General features: G+C 64.5%; 15 protein-coding genes and 1 tRNA gene. 11 read left to right on the forward strand and 5 right to left on the reverse strand.

Annotation, left to right across the window (positions count from 1 at the left end; genetic code table 11):
• Window positions 1-14 precede the first annotated feature (14 nt).
• Together VGN62_RS01200 and VGN62_RS01205 are read left to right on the forward strand one after the other, a co-directional pair.
• Complete coding sequence (locus tag VGN62_RS01200) at window positions 15-245, forward strand: hypothetical protein (RefSeq protein ID WP_327450349.1); 231 nt, start codon at window positions 15-17, stop codon at window positions 243-245.
• A gap of 193 nt (window positions 246-438) precedes the next feature.
• Window positions 439-615: a hypothetical protein gene (locus tag VGN62_RS01205; protein WP_327450351.1), complete on the forward strand. Its 177-nt coding sequence runs from the start codon at window positions 439-441 to the stop codon at window positions 613-615.
• A gap of 9 nt (window positions 616-624) precedes the next feature.
• On the opposite strand, the gene VGN62_RS01210 is transcribed toward VGN62_RS01205, so the two are convergent.
• The gene (locus VGN62_RS01210; RefSeq protein ID WP_327450353.1) at window positions 625-939 is read right to left on the reverse strand and encodes a chorismate mutase; all 315 of its coding nucleotides are present in this window, start codon (window positions 937-939) and stop codon (window positions 625-627) included.
• Between the two features lie 201 nt (window positions 940-1,140).
• On the opposite strand from VGN62_RS01210, the gene rpsD reads away from it, so the two are divergent.
• The 6 genes from rpsD (at window position 1,141) to VGN62_RS01240 (ending at window position 6,818) form a co-directional block, all read left to right on the forward strand.
• Window positions 1,141-1,752, forward strand: coding sequence for a 30S ribosomal protein S4 (gene rpsD, locus VGN62_RS01215; protein ID WP_058803739.1), 612 nt, complete (start codon window positions 1,141-1,143; stop codon window positions 1,750-1,752).
• A gap of 116 nt (window positions 1,753-1,868) precedes the next feature.
• Window positions 1,869-3,551, forward strand: coding sequence for a M28 family metallopeptidase (locus VGN62_RS01220; protein ID WP_327450356.1), 1,683 nt, complete (start codon window positions 1,869-1,871; stop codon window positions 3,549-3,551).
• A gap of 14 nt (window positions 3,552-3,565) precedes the next feature.
• Entirely contained in the window at window positions 3,566-4,549 is a 984-nt protein-coding gene (locus tag VGN62_RS01225) for an agmatine deiminase family protein (RefSeq protein ID WP_327450358.1), read from the forward strand.
• Window positions 4,546-5,211 carry an energy transducer TonB gene (locus VGN62_RS01230; RefSeq protein WP_327450360.1) on the forward strand — a complete coding sequence of 222 codons (666 nt, stop codon included), beginning with the start codon at window positions 4,546-4,548 and terminating at the stop codon, window positions 5,209-5,211. Before VGN62_RS01225 ends, VGN62_RS01230 begins: the two co-directional genes overlap by 4 nt.
• A 90-nt stretch (window positions 5,212-5,301) precedes the next feature.
• The gene (gene aguB, locus VGN62_RS01235; RefSeq protein ID WP_327450362.1) at window positions 5,302-6,153 is read left to right on the forward strand and encodes an N-carbamoylputrescine amidase; all 852 of its coding nucleotides are present in this window, start codon (window positions 5,302-5,304) and stop codon (window positions 6,151-6,153) included.
• A gap of 20 nt (window positions 6,154-6,173) precedes the next feature.
• Entirely contained in the window at window positions 6,174-6,818 is a 645-nt protein-coding gene (locus VGN62_RS01240; RefSeq protein ID WP_327450364.1) for an FABP family protein, read from the forward strand.
• 3 nt (window positions 6,819-6,821) lie between these two features.
• Here VGN62_RS01240 and VGN62_RS01245 read toward each other — a convergent pair whose 3' ends face one another.
• Window positions 6,822-7,436, reverse strand: coding sequence for a PilZ domain-containing protein (locus VGN62_RS01245; protein WP_327450366.1), 615 nt, complete (start codon window positions 7,434-7,436; stop codon window positions 6,822-6,824).
• A 445-nt stretch (window positions 7,437-7,881) separates the two neighbouring features.
• On the opposite strand from VGN62_RS01245, the gene VGN62_RS01250 reads away from it, so the two are divergent.
• From VGN62_RS01250 to VGN62_RS01260, 3 genes are all read left to right on the forward strand, one after another.
• A complete protein-coding gene (locus VGN62_RS01250) occupies window positions 7,882-8,415 on the forward strand; it encodes a sigma-70 family RNA polymerase sigma factor (RefSeq protein WP_327450368.1) in 534 nt (177 codons plus the stop codon).
• Window positions 8,416-8,525: 110 nt separating this feature from the next.
• Window positions 8,526-10,289 carry a VWA domain-containing protein gene (locus VGN62_RS01255; protein ID WP_327450370.1) on the forward strand — a complete coding sequence of 588 codons (1,764 nt, stop codon included), beginning with the start codon at window positions 8,526-8,528 and terminating at the stop codon, window positions 10,287-10,289.
• Between the two features lie 115 nt (window positions 10,290-10,404).
• The gene (locus VGN62_RS01260; protein WP_327450373.1) at window positions 10,405-11,499 is read left to right on the forward strand and encodes a tetratricopeptide repeat protein; all 1,095 of its coding nucleotides are present in this window, start codon (window positions 10,405-10,407) and stop codon (window positions 11,497-11,499) included.
• 31 nt (window positions 11,500-11,530) lie between these two features.
• Here the strand turns inward: VGN62_RS01260 and VGN62_RS01265 are convergent.
• The 3 genes from VGN62_RS01265 to VGN62_RS01275 all read right to left on the reverse strand — a co-directional run bounded on the left by VGN62_RS01265 (window position 11,531) and on the right by VGN62_RS01275 (window position 13,016).
• Window positions 11,531-11,615 (reverse strand) — tRNA-Leu (locus VGN62_RS01265).
• A 74-nt stretch (window positions 11,616-11,689) separates the two neighbouring features.
• Window positions 11,690-12,355, reverse strand: a complete 666-nt coding sequence (locus VGN62_RS01270) for a class I SAM-dependent methyltransferase (RefSeq protein ID WP_327450375.1) — start codon at window positions 12,353-12,355, stop codon at window positions 11,690-11,692.
• 58 nt (window positions 12,356-12,413) lie between these two features.
• The gene (locus VGN62_RS01275; protein WP_327450377.1) at window positions 12,414-13,016 is read right to left on the reverse strand and encodes a helix-turn-helix transcriptional regulator; all 603 of its coding nucleotides are present in this window, start codon (window positions 13,014-13,016) and stop codon (window positions 12,414-12,416) included.
• Window positions 13,017-13,078 lie beyond the last annotated feature (62 nt).

A 13,078-nucleotide genomic window follows, 5' to 3' on the forward strand; every position in this document is an offset into this window, starting at 1 on the left:
GGGAGTCCGATTTCATGATGAGCCTACTGCTTTCGCTCGCCCTCGCGGCGTCCGGAACCGACGCCGCCGCCAACACCCAGCCTGCGACCGAAACCGCGGCCAAGCCCGAAAAAGCCAAGCCGAAGCTGATTTGCCGCCGCATCGCCGACACCGGCAGCCGCCTTCCCGAACGCGAGTGCCGCACCCAGGAAGACTGGAATCGGCAGGCGGATAGCATCGGCAAAAGGATGAATAGCGCGAAATAATATTGTTCGTCGGCGTGCCTGAGACGTTGGTCGAACAGGCACTCGACGATCTGGCCAAGACAAGGACGGTGCGGTTTCGCCACCCACTTGGCTATCGGGGGAAACATCCCTAGAAAGCCGCACCCTCCAAGGAGCGAATATTGTTATGATCTCTGCGATACTTTCCCTGGCCCTCGCGGCAACGTCCGCGAACATGGCTGCGGACACCCCGGCGAAGCCTGCCAAGCCCAAGAAGGTCTGCGAAAAGGTCGAAGTCACCGGCAGCACGGTGCCGAAGCGCGTATGCCGGACGGTGGCCGAGCCCGCAAAGCCGAAAGACGAAGCGACGCAAGCCGCCACCGAAAAGCCGGCGGCGGACGCCACCAACTAAAATAAACGATCAGCCGTCGGCGCGCAGGCGGTCCCACTGGACCGCTTCATAGGCGATCGATTGCTCGACCAGTTCGTTCCACACGGCGCGAAGTCGCTCGGACACGAGTCCGGCGGCCTCGGCTTCGCGCGCGACATTGTCGAGCACTTCGGCCTTGCGCACTTCGTCGCGGACGGTGCCGCGATCGCTCTTGATGCGCGCGGCGGCGTCCATATAGCCGAAACGGCGGACGAGCAGCGCCACCAGTTCGCGGTCGACCTGGTCGACCCCGGCACGCACCTCGGTCATCGTCTGGCATTGTTCGGGGATTTTGACAGCGGTCATGCGCGCAGCCTTTAGCGGCTTTTTCCATTCTGTCGAGCCGGGGCTTGGGCGCTTGACTTTCCGCCCCTCGCCGTCTAACCGCGCGCCTTCGCAATGGACCCCGCACCCCGGTGAAGCGGCGGTCGCATATGGAAATCTCCATATGGTGCGACCCGGGAACAAGCCGAAATCCTTCGGCACACAGCATATTGGAGACGACATATGTCGAAGCGCCAGAGCGCCAAGTATAAACTCGACCGCCGGATGGGCGAAAACATCTGGGGTCGCCCGAAGAGCCCGGTCAACCGCCGCGAATATGGCCCCGGCCAGCACGGCCAGCGCCGCAAGGGCAAGATGTCGGACTTCGGCATCCAGCTCCGCGCGAAGCAGAAGCTGAAGGGCTATTACGGCGACATCACCGAAAAGCAGTTCAAGAAGAACTATTTCGAAGCGTCGCGCATGAAGGGTGACACCGGCCAGAACCTGATCGGCCTGCTCGAGCGCCGCCTCGACGCCGTCGTCTACCGCTCGAAATTCACCCCGACGATCTTCTCGGCACGCCAGCTCGTCAGCCACGGTCACGTCTATGTGAACGGCGTGAAGTGCAACGTCGCCAGCCGCCTCGTAAAGCCGGGCGACGAAATCACCCTCGGCAAGAAGGCGCAGGAAATGGCGCTGGTCGCCGAAGCGCAGAGCCTGCCCGAGCGCGACCTGCCCGAATATCTCGCGGTCGACGGCACCAAGACGACCTACGTCCGCGTGCCCACGCTCGACGAAGTCCCCTATCCGGTGAAGATGGAACCGAACCTGGTCGTCGAATTCTATTCGCGCTGATCCGGTTTCCACCGAAACGATTTCAGAAGGGCGGTCCGCAAGGGCCGCCCTTCTTGCATCGGCCCGCCGCGGCTGGCACAAGCCCGCGGTCGAATACGATAATCCGAGGAATTCCCATGCTTCGTTTCCCCCGCACTACCGCAGCCCTTGCGGTCCTTTTGACCGTTGCCGCGTGCAACACGTCCGACAAGGCCGCGACGTCCGCGACCGCCATTCCCGACGTCCAGATCCCCGAACTGTCGCTCGCGACGCTTCAGGAAGTCACGAAGGAACTGTCGTCGGACGCCTATGAGGGTCGCGCGCCCGGCACCCCGGGCGAGGAAAAGACCGTCGCCTATATCATCAAGAAGTACGAGGAAGCGGGGCTGAAGCCCGGCAACAACGGCAAGTGGACGCAGGACGTGCCGCTGGTCGAAATCACCGCGAAGAATGCGACGCCGCTCACCTTCACCGGCGGCAAGACGCCGGTCACCGCGCAATATGCGAAGGACTATGTCGCGTTCAGCTACCGCGTCCAGCCGAAGACCGAGGTCAAGGACAGCGACGTCGTCTTCGTCGGTTACGGCATCAACGCCCCCGAAAAGGGCTGGAACGACTATGCCGGGCTCGATGTGAAGGGGAAGACCGTCGTCGTCCTCGTCAACGACCCCGACTGGCAGACGAAGGAAGCCAAGGGCGAATTCAACGGCCGTGCGATGACCTATTATGGCCGCTGGTCGTATAAATATGAGGAAGCCGCGCGCCAGGGCGCTGCCGCCGTGCTGATCGTCCACGACACCGAACCCGCCGCCTATGGCTGGAACGTCGTCGAATCGAGCAACACCGGCACCAATTACCTCGCCGAAACCAAGGATGGCGGTGCCAAGGAAACCGTCGCCAACGGCTGGATCCAGCTTCCCAAGGCAAAGGAACTTTTCGCCAGCGCGGGTCAGGATTTCGACAAGCTCCGCGATGCCGCGAAAAAGAAGGGTTTCAAGCCCGTCGCGCTGGCCGGCGTGAAGGCGAATTTCGGCTTCGACAATGAAATCTCGAAGAAGATGTCGCGCAACGTCATCGGCGTTCTGCCGGGCGCCAAGCGTCCCGACGAATATGTGCTCTACACCGGCCACTGGGATCACCTCGGCCGCTGCACGCCCGTTGCTGGCGACGACATCTGCAACGGCGCGGTTGACAATGCGAGCGGCATCGCCGGTCTCGTGACGCTGGCGCAAGCCTTCCACAAGGCGGGCGCCCCCGACCGCAGCATCGTCTTCCTCGCCGTCACCGCCGAGGAATCGGGCCTGCTCGGTTCGAAATATTACGCCGAAAACCCGGTCTTCCCGCTCGCGCAGACGGTCGGCGGCGTGAACATGGACGCGCTGAACGCGATCGGTCCGGCGAAGGACATCGTCGTCGTCGGCCGCGGCAAGTCCGAACTCGACGCCTATGTCGCGAAGCTCGCCCAGATGGAAAAGCGCGTGATCAAGGACGAACCGACCCCCGAAAAGGGTTTCTACTATCGCTCGGATCACTTCAGCTTCGCCAAGCTCGGCGTCCCGATGTTCAACTTCGGCAGCGGCGACGACCTGGTCGAGGGCGGCGTCGAAGCGGGCAAGAAGGCGGCCGAAGACTATGAAAAGAACCGCTATCACGCGCCCGGCGACGAATATGAGGCGATCACCAACTGGGGCGGCATGATGTCCGACCTGCGCCTCTATTACGCCGCGGGCCGCATGCTCGCGATGACCGACGCGTGGCCGAACTGGAACGAGGGCGACGAATTCCGCGCCGCCCGCGACAAGTCGCGCGCCGCAAAGTAACCGGAACGGCGCCCATGACGCTTAGAATGCCCGCAGAATGGGCGCCGCACGACGCCGTCTGGATCGGTTTCCCGCACCTCGCCGAGGAATGGTCGGGACAGATCGATGCCGGACGGCGCGACGTCGCCGCTTTCGCCAACGCCGTCCATGACGGCGGTCGCGGCGAAGAAGTGCGGCTTGTCGTCAACGATGAACGGCAGGCCGACGTCGCCGCGAAGCTCGTCGACCCCGGCGTGCGCATCCTCGTCCAGCCGTTCGGCGATATCTGGCTGCGCGATACCGGACCGATCATCGCCGGGACGGGCGCCGCCCGCCGCGCGCGCAATTTCGAATTCAACTGGTGGGGCGAGAAATTCGTCATGCCGGGCGATCAGGAAGTCGGCGCCGCACTCGCGCGGAGCAGCGGCCTGCCGGTCGACGACCAGGACTGGGTACTCGAAGGCGGCGGCATCGACGTCGACGGCACCGGCCTCTGCGTCACCACCGAAGAGTGCCTGCTCAACACGAACCGCAATCCGACGCTGACGCGCGAGGATATCGCGGTGCGGCTCCACCAGTCGCTCGGCATCGACCGGCTGCTGTGGCTCGGCAACGGGCTCGTCGGCGACCATACCGACGGCCATGTCGACAATCTCGCGCGCTTCGTCGGCGAAGGCCGCCTTGCGCTTCCCGTCGCAGATGGTCCGGACGATCCCAATGCGCATATCTATGCCGACGCCCGCGCGCGCACCGCGGCGTTCGGCGGGGTCGAGATCGTCGACCTGCCCTCGCCCGGCCGGGTGGAAATCGACGGAGAGATCGCGGCCGCGAGCTATATGAACTTCTATATCGGCAACAGCACGATCGTCGTCCCGACCTATGGCGCCGCGAACGATCAGGCGGCGGTCGATACGCTCGCCGCGCTCTTCCCCGATCGCCGGGCGGTCAGCGTGCCCGCGCGCGGGATCATCGTCGGCGGCGGCAGCTTCCATTGCTCGAGCCAGCAAGTGCCACGATGATCGCGAGTCTTTTCGCCCTGTCTTTCCTGTTTTCGGGCAGCAACGCTTACATTGTCCGGATGGAATCCTCGCAAGAGCCCGAGCATTATTTCCGTCTCGCCTATCCGCTTACCGCCTTGCAGGCCAATGCCGAAGGCGATGCAAAATTCGAAATATGGGTCGATAAGGAAGGGCGACCCGTAAGCTGCAAAATAACCTCGTCATCGGGACACCCCGCCCTCGATGCCGAAACCTGCAAGCTGATGATGGCCAAAGGGAAATGGCGACCGATGAGAACGCCCGAAGGCGATCCGAAAGAATTTGCCTATTCGGATACCGCGCAATGGCGCCTGGATTCGTCGACAGCCCCGACCCCGCAAACCCGATATCGGCAGGACGATGAATATCCGCCGGCGGCGTTGGCGCTCGGGATCGAGGGCGTATCAAAGGTCGAACTGGCAATCGACGCAGCGGGCACGCCAAAATCCTGCAAACTGCTTCAGTCGGCAGGCCATCCCGACCTCGATCAAGCGACGTGCAACCTCCTGATGGGGATGGTCGGATTTCGGCCCAAGGCAGATACGGACGGCATCGTCAGGCCGCTCATATCGGTACAATCGGTAAGGTGGGAAATTCCTCGGCGGACATCCAAAGACAAGACGAGCAAAAGCGGAAGCGAATAGGCCCGCTACACCCCGAAAGCGCCGGCTGGACTTCGGCGCTATGCCGATAGCGCCTTTTCTCGGCGCAATGCGCGTGGCATGAGGCGCGCCATGACCCGCACCATCACCGTCGCCGCGTTGCAGCTTCCCCTGCCCGGCCCTGTTCAGCCGAATATCGATGCCGTCACCGCGCTCGTCGAGGAAGCCGCCTCGAAGGGCGCGCAGGTCATCCTGCCTCCCGAACTCTTCGAAGGCCCCTATTTCTGTCAGGTCGAGGATGAGGAATTGTTCGCGTCGGCGCGCCCGACTGTTGAGCATCCGAGTGTCATCGCGATGCAGGCGCTCGCCGCGAAGCTGAAAGTCGCGATCCCGACGAGCTATTTCGAGAAGGACGGGCCGCATTATTATAACACGCTTGCGATGATCGGCCCCGACGGGGCGATCATGGGGACGTATCGCAAGAGCCACATTCCCGACGGCCCCGGCTATGAAGAGAAATATTATTTCCGCCCCGGCAACACCGGCTTCAAGGTCTGGGATATGTTCGGGACGCGGATCGGCGTCGGCGTCTGCTGGGATCAATGGTATCCCGAATGCGCGCGCGCGATGGCGCTGATGGGCGCCGAACTGCTTTTCTACCCGACCGCGATCGGCAGCGAGCCCTATGATGCCGACCTCGACACGAGCCGCATGTGGCGCCGCGCGATGCAGGGACATGCCGTGTCGAACTGCATGCCGGTGATCGCCGCGAACCGCATCGGGATCGAGGGCGACGCCAATTTCTATGGCCACAGCTTCATCACGGACGAATGGGGCGATATGACGCAGGCGTTCGGCGCAGGCGAAACGGGGGTGCTCGTCGCGACGATCGACCTCGATCGCGCGGCCAAGCACCGCGCCGGCATGGGCTTCTTTCGCGATCGCCGGCCGCAGCTATACGGGCGGCTGGTCGAGGACATCTGACAGGAAACTGGGGGCGAAACATGGAACTACCCGACGACATCTTCACCGAACCCGAAGACGTCGATCCCGAAACGCTCGCCAACCTCGGCCCGCTGCTGCGCCTCGCCGGTGTTTGGGAAGGGACGCGCGGCGTCGATGTGAACCCGAAGGCCGACGGCCCCGAAACGCGCAAATATTACGAGCGGATCGAAATGCAGCCGATCGACCCGCAAGCGAACGGGCCGCAGCTATTCTACGGGCTGCGCTATCACGTCCACATCAACACGCGCGAGGAAGATATCACCTTCCACGACCAGGTCGGCTACTGGCTCTATGAAGCCGCGACCGGACTGATCCTGCAAACGCTGGCGATCCCGCGCGGACAGATCGCGATTGCGGCAGGGCACGCGAAACCCGGCGACAAACAGCTCGTCGTGAAGGCGGAGCGCGGGCAAACCGAATATGGCATCTGCTCGACGACCTTCCTCGACCTCGCCTTCCGCACCGACAGTTACGAATTGACGGTCGACTTCCACGACGACGGATCGTGGAGCTATGTCTCCGACACCATGCTGATGGTGAAGGGCCGCGACGAATTGTTCCAACACCGCGACCACAACCGGCTGACGAAAATCGCCGAACCCGATCTCAACCCCTGGGCAAAGATCGTCCGCGGCGCATCATAAGGGTCAGCTTTCGAAGCGGTGGATGCTTTCGAGGTCGGCACGATCGAGCGGCTGGGTCAGCCACAGGCCGCCGCGCCCGGCACGCGACCAGCGTACGATCGCCCGGCGCTTGATCCCGCCCGCGAGGACAAGGTCGAATTCTTTCCCGACTTCCAGATGGCCGTCGTGAATGAAGCCCGCGCCGTTCTGTGACATGTCGACGAGTTCGATATTGCTCGTGCTTTCGTCCGTCACCGCCTGCGCCTGCGTCCGGACGGGCAGCCGCGGCTGGCGATAACCCGTAGCGCGCTGCTCGGCCGCAAGCTGCTTCAGAACATCGGCGACATCGACTTCCTCTTCGAACGCCACGCCGCACCGTCCCGCCTCGGACCACACGACCTCGCCGCGGATCACCACGGTATCGGACAGCGCGATCTCCAGCTTTTCGCCGACGGTGATCGGGACATCGGCCGCAAGCATCATGCCGCGGTCGGACATATTGCGTACGCGCCACAGGCCCGCATCGCCGTTCCGCACGACCTTGGCGATCCGCCATACGGTCCGATACCGATCACCGCCGCGGCGATCGGCGGCGGCTCCCTGCTCCCCTGCCGGATCGGAGAGGCGATGTTGGTTCATGTCGTCTACCTTATCGAAGCAGCGTCGTACGGAGCAGTATGTCCCGAAAAATACTGCAAAATACTCAAAATCTATTCAAACCGGATAGCAGAATTATGCTTATTATTCAATCATGTCGCACGCGATCGTTAACATGGCCTCAACCGTCGCTTCGCGAACCCTCGGCCAGCTTCGGGCGAAGCGCGGACAAGTTTCGTATTTTGCGTAATTTAACGACGTCGTAGCGCCGGCATTAAGGATGAAATCGAACCGATGGCAGAGGGTGCCGGAAAGCGGGCACTGCCGCCCGCGATCCGCGGCACTATGCGATGGTGTTCCCCGATCAAATGAGGCACAAACCATCGCAATGGCGGGATATGGAGGATCGGCTTGTCGGGGGAAGGACATTCTGCGCACGCCCCGGCCGCAAGAGTTTCCCGATACCACGCGCGCCCGATCCTGACCGATGGCCGACGATGACCAAGCCGATATTCGGGCAGCGCTCGCCGGCGATCGCGGCGCATTCGAACGGCTTTTGAGGCGGCACTATGATCGCATCCACGGTCTGGCCTGGCAGATGACGGGATCGCGGACCGACGCCGACGACATCGCGCAGGATGTCTGCTGTATCCTTGCCGAAAGGCTCGCAGACTTTCGCGGCGACGCCAAATTCTCAACCTGGCTTTGCAGCATCGTCTTCAACGCCTGCCGCGCTACCCGTCGCCGTCGCCGCGCCTTTTCGGGCTTCACCGACCGGCTGGCGGTGATGGCGGGACTGATGCGGGTACCCGACGGCCGCGACCTTTACGACGAAGTCTGGATCAGGAGCGCGATATCGCGGCTGAAGCCCGACCTGCGCGACACCGCGATCCTCGTCGCGGGCCAGCAGCTGACCCACGCCGAAGCCGCCGAAATATTGGGCATCGCCGAAGCGACCGTGTCGTGGCGGATGTACGAGGTGCGCCGCTTGCTCGGCTCCAGAACGGCGACAGGCGATTGACGATCGGCCTGCGTGAACTTTTTTTCGCAAGGCCGCCAAGGAAAATCCCGCGACGCGCATCCCAGTAACATGCGGGCGATCTTGCACCGCTGTTTTCCAAGGAGGCCTCCATGTCCCGTTTCTGCCTGACGCTCACCACAGGGCTGTCGATCACCCTCGTCGCCGCCTGTTCGCAGCCGGCCAGCCCCGATGTTGCATCGCCATCGTCCGAAACCGGTGCGACCGGGCAACGCGCCGAAGCCGCCGAGGCGGATTCGTCGATCGTTGTCACCGCAACACGCGTTCCCCAGCCGCAGTATGACACGCCGCTGGCGATCACCGCGTTCAGCTCGGACGAGATCGCCGCACCGCCGCCGCCGCCCTCGCCGAGGGTCGTCACGGGAACCCTCGTTCGCGCGCCGCACCCCGACCTCCAGCGCCCCTATTATCAGGATGTCGGCCGCGACAAATTTACCGCGACGCAGGAAAACCCGTTCCGGATCGCGCGCGACGAGCCGGTTTCGACCTTTTCGATCGACGTCGACACCGCCTCCTATTCCTTCGTCCGCGCTTCGCTGAACCGCAATGTCCTGCCGCAACCTGCCGCGGTACGGACCGAAGAGCTGATCAACTATTTCCCCTATGACTATGCGGCGCCGCGTACCGCGCAACAGCCTTTCACATCGAACGTCGCGGTCTTCCCCAGCCCCTGGTCGGCGGGGCGCAAGCTCGTCCGCGTCGGGATCAAGGGCTATTCGGTCGAGCGTGCGGCGCGGTCGCGCGCCAACCTCGTTTTCCTGATCGACACGTCGGGTTCGATGGACGCGCCGAACAAGCTGCCGCTGGTCAAGCAGTCGCTGGCGCTGCTGCTCGACCAACTCGACGGCAACGACCGGGTGGCGATCGTGACCTACGCGGGCAGCGCCGGCACCGCGCTCGAACCGACGCCGGCCAGCCAGAAGAGCAAGATTTTATCGGTGATCGACCAGCTCGGCGCGGGCGGCAGCACCGCGGGCGCCGAGGGCATTCGTCAGGCCTATGCGCTGGCCGAGCAGAATCTCGACCCGAACGGCGTCAACCGCGTCGTGCTGGCGACCGACGGCGACTTCAACGTCGGCATCACCAACCAGGACGAGCTCAAGGGCTATATCGAGCGCCAGCGCGGCAAGGGCATTTTCCTCTCGGTCCTCGGCTTCGGCATGGGCAATTACAATGACGCGCTGATGCAGACGCTGGCGCAGAATGGCAATGGCGCCGCAGCGTACATCGACACGCTGGGCGAGGCGCGCAAGACGCTGGTCACCGAAGCGACCTCGACGCTGTTCCCGATCGCGAAGGACGTGAAGATCCAGGTCGAGTTCAACCCCGCGACGGTCGCCGAATACCGGCTGATCGGCTATGAAACGCGGATGCTCAACCGCGACGACTTCGACAATGACAAGGTCGATGCGGGCGATGTCGGATCGGGACAGACCGTCACGGCATTGTACGAGATCGTCCCGGTCGGCGGCGCTCGCACGATGGGCGACCTCCGCTACAGCACCCCGACGCCGCGCGCGGGCGGAGCGGCGCTGTCGAGCGAATATGGCTTTGTGAAGATCCGGTACAAATTGCCGAAATCGGATCGCAGCGAACTGATCTCGACGCTGATCGACCGCCGCGTCGAGTTCGCGCGCTTTGCCGACGCGCCGCAGGATGCGCGCTTCGCGACCGGGGTCGCGGCCTTTGCCGAGCTGCTTCGCGGCGGACGCTACAACGGGTCGATGACCTATGACGATGTGCTGACGATCGTCGGCGCATCGCGCGGCTCCGACGATTTCGGCTATCGCAACGAACTGGTGCAACTTGTCCGCGCCGCGAAAAGCGCGGGTGCGATGGCCCGGCTGAACCGCTGAACCCGCGCGGCGGGACGGCGGTGCGCCAACACCGCGCAGCCGTCCCGCCGCTCAATATCGCAGGACATCATCGTGCCATTCGACCGGCTCGATTTTGTGCGTATAAGACATGCCGATGCCCGACGACGATATCATGGCTGCGCTGCCGCATCCGCCTCCGCCGTCGCCGAAGCGCCGCGAGGCGGCGATCGGCGAAGCGATGGCGCGTTTCGGCGGCATCGGCGAGGCCGCGCCCGGTCGCACGGCACAGCCGGCCGCGCGGCCCAGCGGCTGGTGGGCGAACATACGCCGTCCGCAGGCGACCGCGCTGGTCACCGCCGCGCTCGTCGCCGCGATTGGCCTTCCCGTCGCGTGGACGATCGATTTCCGGCCCGACGCCCCCGCCGAACAGGCCGCCCCTGCCGCGCGCGATGTCGTGCGTCCCGCTACCGCCGAAGCGACCGCCCGAGCCGATACCGCGACGGCGCCTTCACCGCCGCCCGCTGTCGCCCGCGCGGTTTCGACGCCCGCCGCGGCGCCCGAGGCAGGAACCGCCCCCGCACCCGGTCCCGCGAAACCCGCCCGGCTCGCCCCGCCCGCGCCGCCGCCCCCTCCGCCTTCGCCGATGGTCGCCGGGCGCGCGGCCCGGTCCGACGGCGAACTGGTGGTGACCGGCGCCCGTGTCGCGCGCCCAGCGCTCGAACAGGCCTCCCCCGTTACCGCCTTCTCGGCCGAAGAGGCGCCGCGCGACGAAGCTGGGTCCATCGTCGTTACCGGCGCCATGATGGCGCCGCGGGGCAAACCGGCGCGCGGCGACTGGAACGCCTGTACCGTCAATGACCCCAGCCAGACGCTGACGCGGTGCCGGAAGATGGCGAACAAGGGCACAAAGGATGTCCGAAGCCGCGCCGACGCCCATCTTGCCGACGGCCTGAAGCAGGCGTGGGCCGGCAATCTCGACGAAGCGATCGCCGCATTCGATCGCGCGATCGCCGTCGCGCCCGATTTGTCGGCCGCCTATCTCAACCGCGGGATCGCCTACGAACGGCAGGGCGACCGTGCACGCGCAATCGCGGACCTCGACCAGGCGGTGAAACATGCCCCGAAATCGGCGCGCGCTTATTATAACCGCAGCCTCATCCTGCGCGAGAATGGCGACCTTCGACGCGCGAACGCCGACGAAAGCCGCGCGATCAACCTCGACCCGCGATATCAGAAAATATCGCGCTAGCCGCGCGGGCTCACGATTGTCTCAGGGTGGGTGGTGCCCCTGGCCGGACTCGAACCAGCACTCCTTGCGGAACTCGATTTTGAGTCGAGCGCGTCTACCAATTTCACCACAGGGGCACATAATCACAGGCGCGAAAAGCGCGGCGCTTCCCCTAAGGCGAAGCGCCGCATCTTGCCAAGCTATTTCTTCGTCAGCCGGGCTTTACGGCGCTGTAGAGCGAAATCGAGCCTGTCGGCGTCGCGATCACCGCCCGTTCGGTGACCGTATCGAAGCCTGCTGCTTCGATCAGCCCCGGCAAACAGCCCTTCGCATTGGGCTCGGTCAGATCGAAGCCGTCGATCATCTGCACCTGACGGAACAGGACGCGCATCAGGACGGAGCGCTGCTCGCCATAATCGGCAATGAACATTTGCCCGCCGGGCCGAAGCAGTCGCCATTTCTGGCGAAGGATCGATGCTTTCACTGCGACCGGACACTGATGGAGCACAAGACTGGACGTGATGCGGTCGCACCCGGCGAGATGTGGAATATCGTCGAGTGCATCGCCCATCGCATGGACCCAACTGATCGGCGCGGCCTCCGCCGCGGCCTTTGCCCGGGCGATCGCCAGCACGGCGGGGTCAGGGTCGACGCCGGTCACCACCGCGTCGGGCATCTTCTGCCAGAGCGCGATCGCCAGCGTCCCCGTTCCGCAGCCGATATCGACGATCCGCTCGCCGGGCTGCGGGTCTATCAGATCGATCAACGCGCCGCGCCACCGCCTCTCCCGCGTCATCAGCGCGATGACCCGATCATAGCGATCGATATTGCCAGCCCTGCCAAGCGCGGGCACGAAATCCTTCGAAGTTGTCGTCATGGATTCGATCTAGCGGCACAAGGCGAGCGGCGATTGAACGAAGCGGCTGTGGATATCGCTAAAAGGCGTCGCCGGCCCGGATCCCGAACATTCGCTTGATCGTGCGCGCCAGATGCGCGGCGTCGGCGAACCCCGCATCATGTGCCGCGCCGGTCAATCCCTCGCCGGTCTGCAGCGCCATGATCGCCGCGCGAAGGCGTCGCCACAGCACATAGCGCCGGAAGGGCGCGCCGATCTCGGCGGCAAAAAGATGCCGCAGCCGCCCTTCGGACAGGCCGGTCGGCCCAGCGATATCCGCAAGCCGGACGGCGCCGCCGGCCAGGCGTGCATCGAGCGACGCAGCCGCCAGCGCAATCCGCGGATCGATCGGCGGCCGTCCCGGCCTGTCGATCCAGTCGCTCCAGAAGCCCGGCCCGATCAGGCCCGGCGGAAGCGCGGCGCATATGCGGTCACGCAAGGGCGGCGACGGCTGCGCGCGTCCGGTCGGTTCGACGAAAAATATCTCCGCCTGCTCACAGGCTTCCAGCCGGTGCGCGACATTCGGCTCGATGAGCAGGCAGCGCCCTTCGGAGACCCGCCCGTCGCCATAGCGGACCACAGCGGGCGCCGGCGCAAACACCGCCTGCGCGGCGAAATGCCGGTGCGGCACCGAATCACCCACCGACCCGGTCCAGCACGCGACGAAATCGTCGATCGCAAGATGTCCGGTCCAGTCGATCGCGG

Source organism: Sphingopyxis sp., from assembly GCF_035998905.1.
In the GTDB taxonomy this organism is placed as follows: domain Bacteria; phylum Pseudomonadota; class Alphaproteobacteria; order Sphingomonadales; family Sphingomonadaceae; genus Sphingopyxis.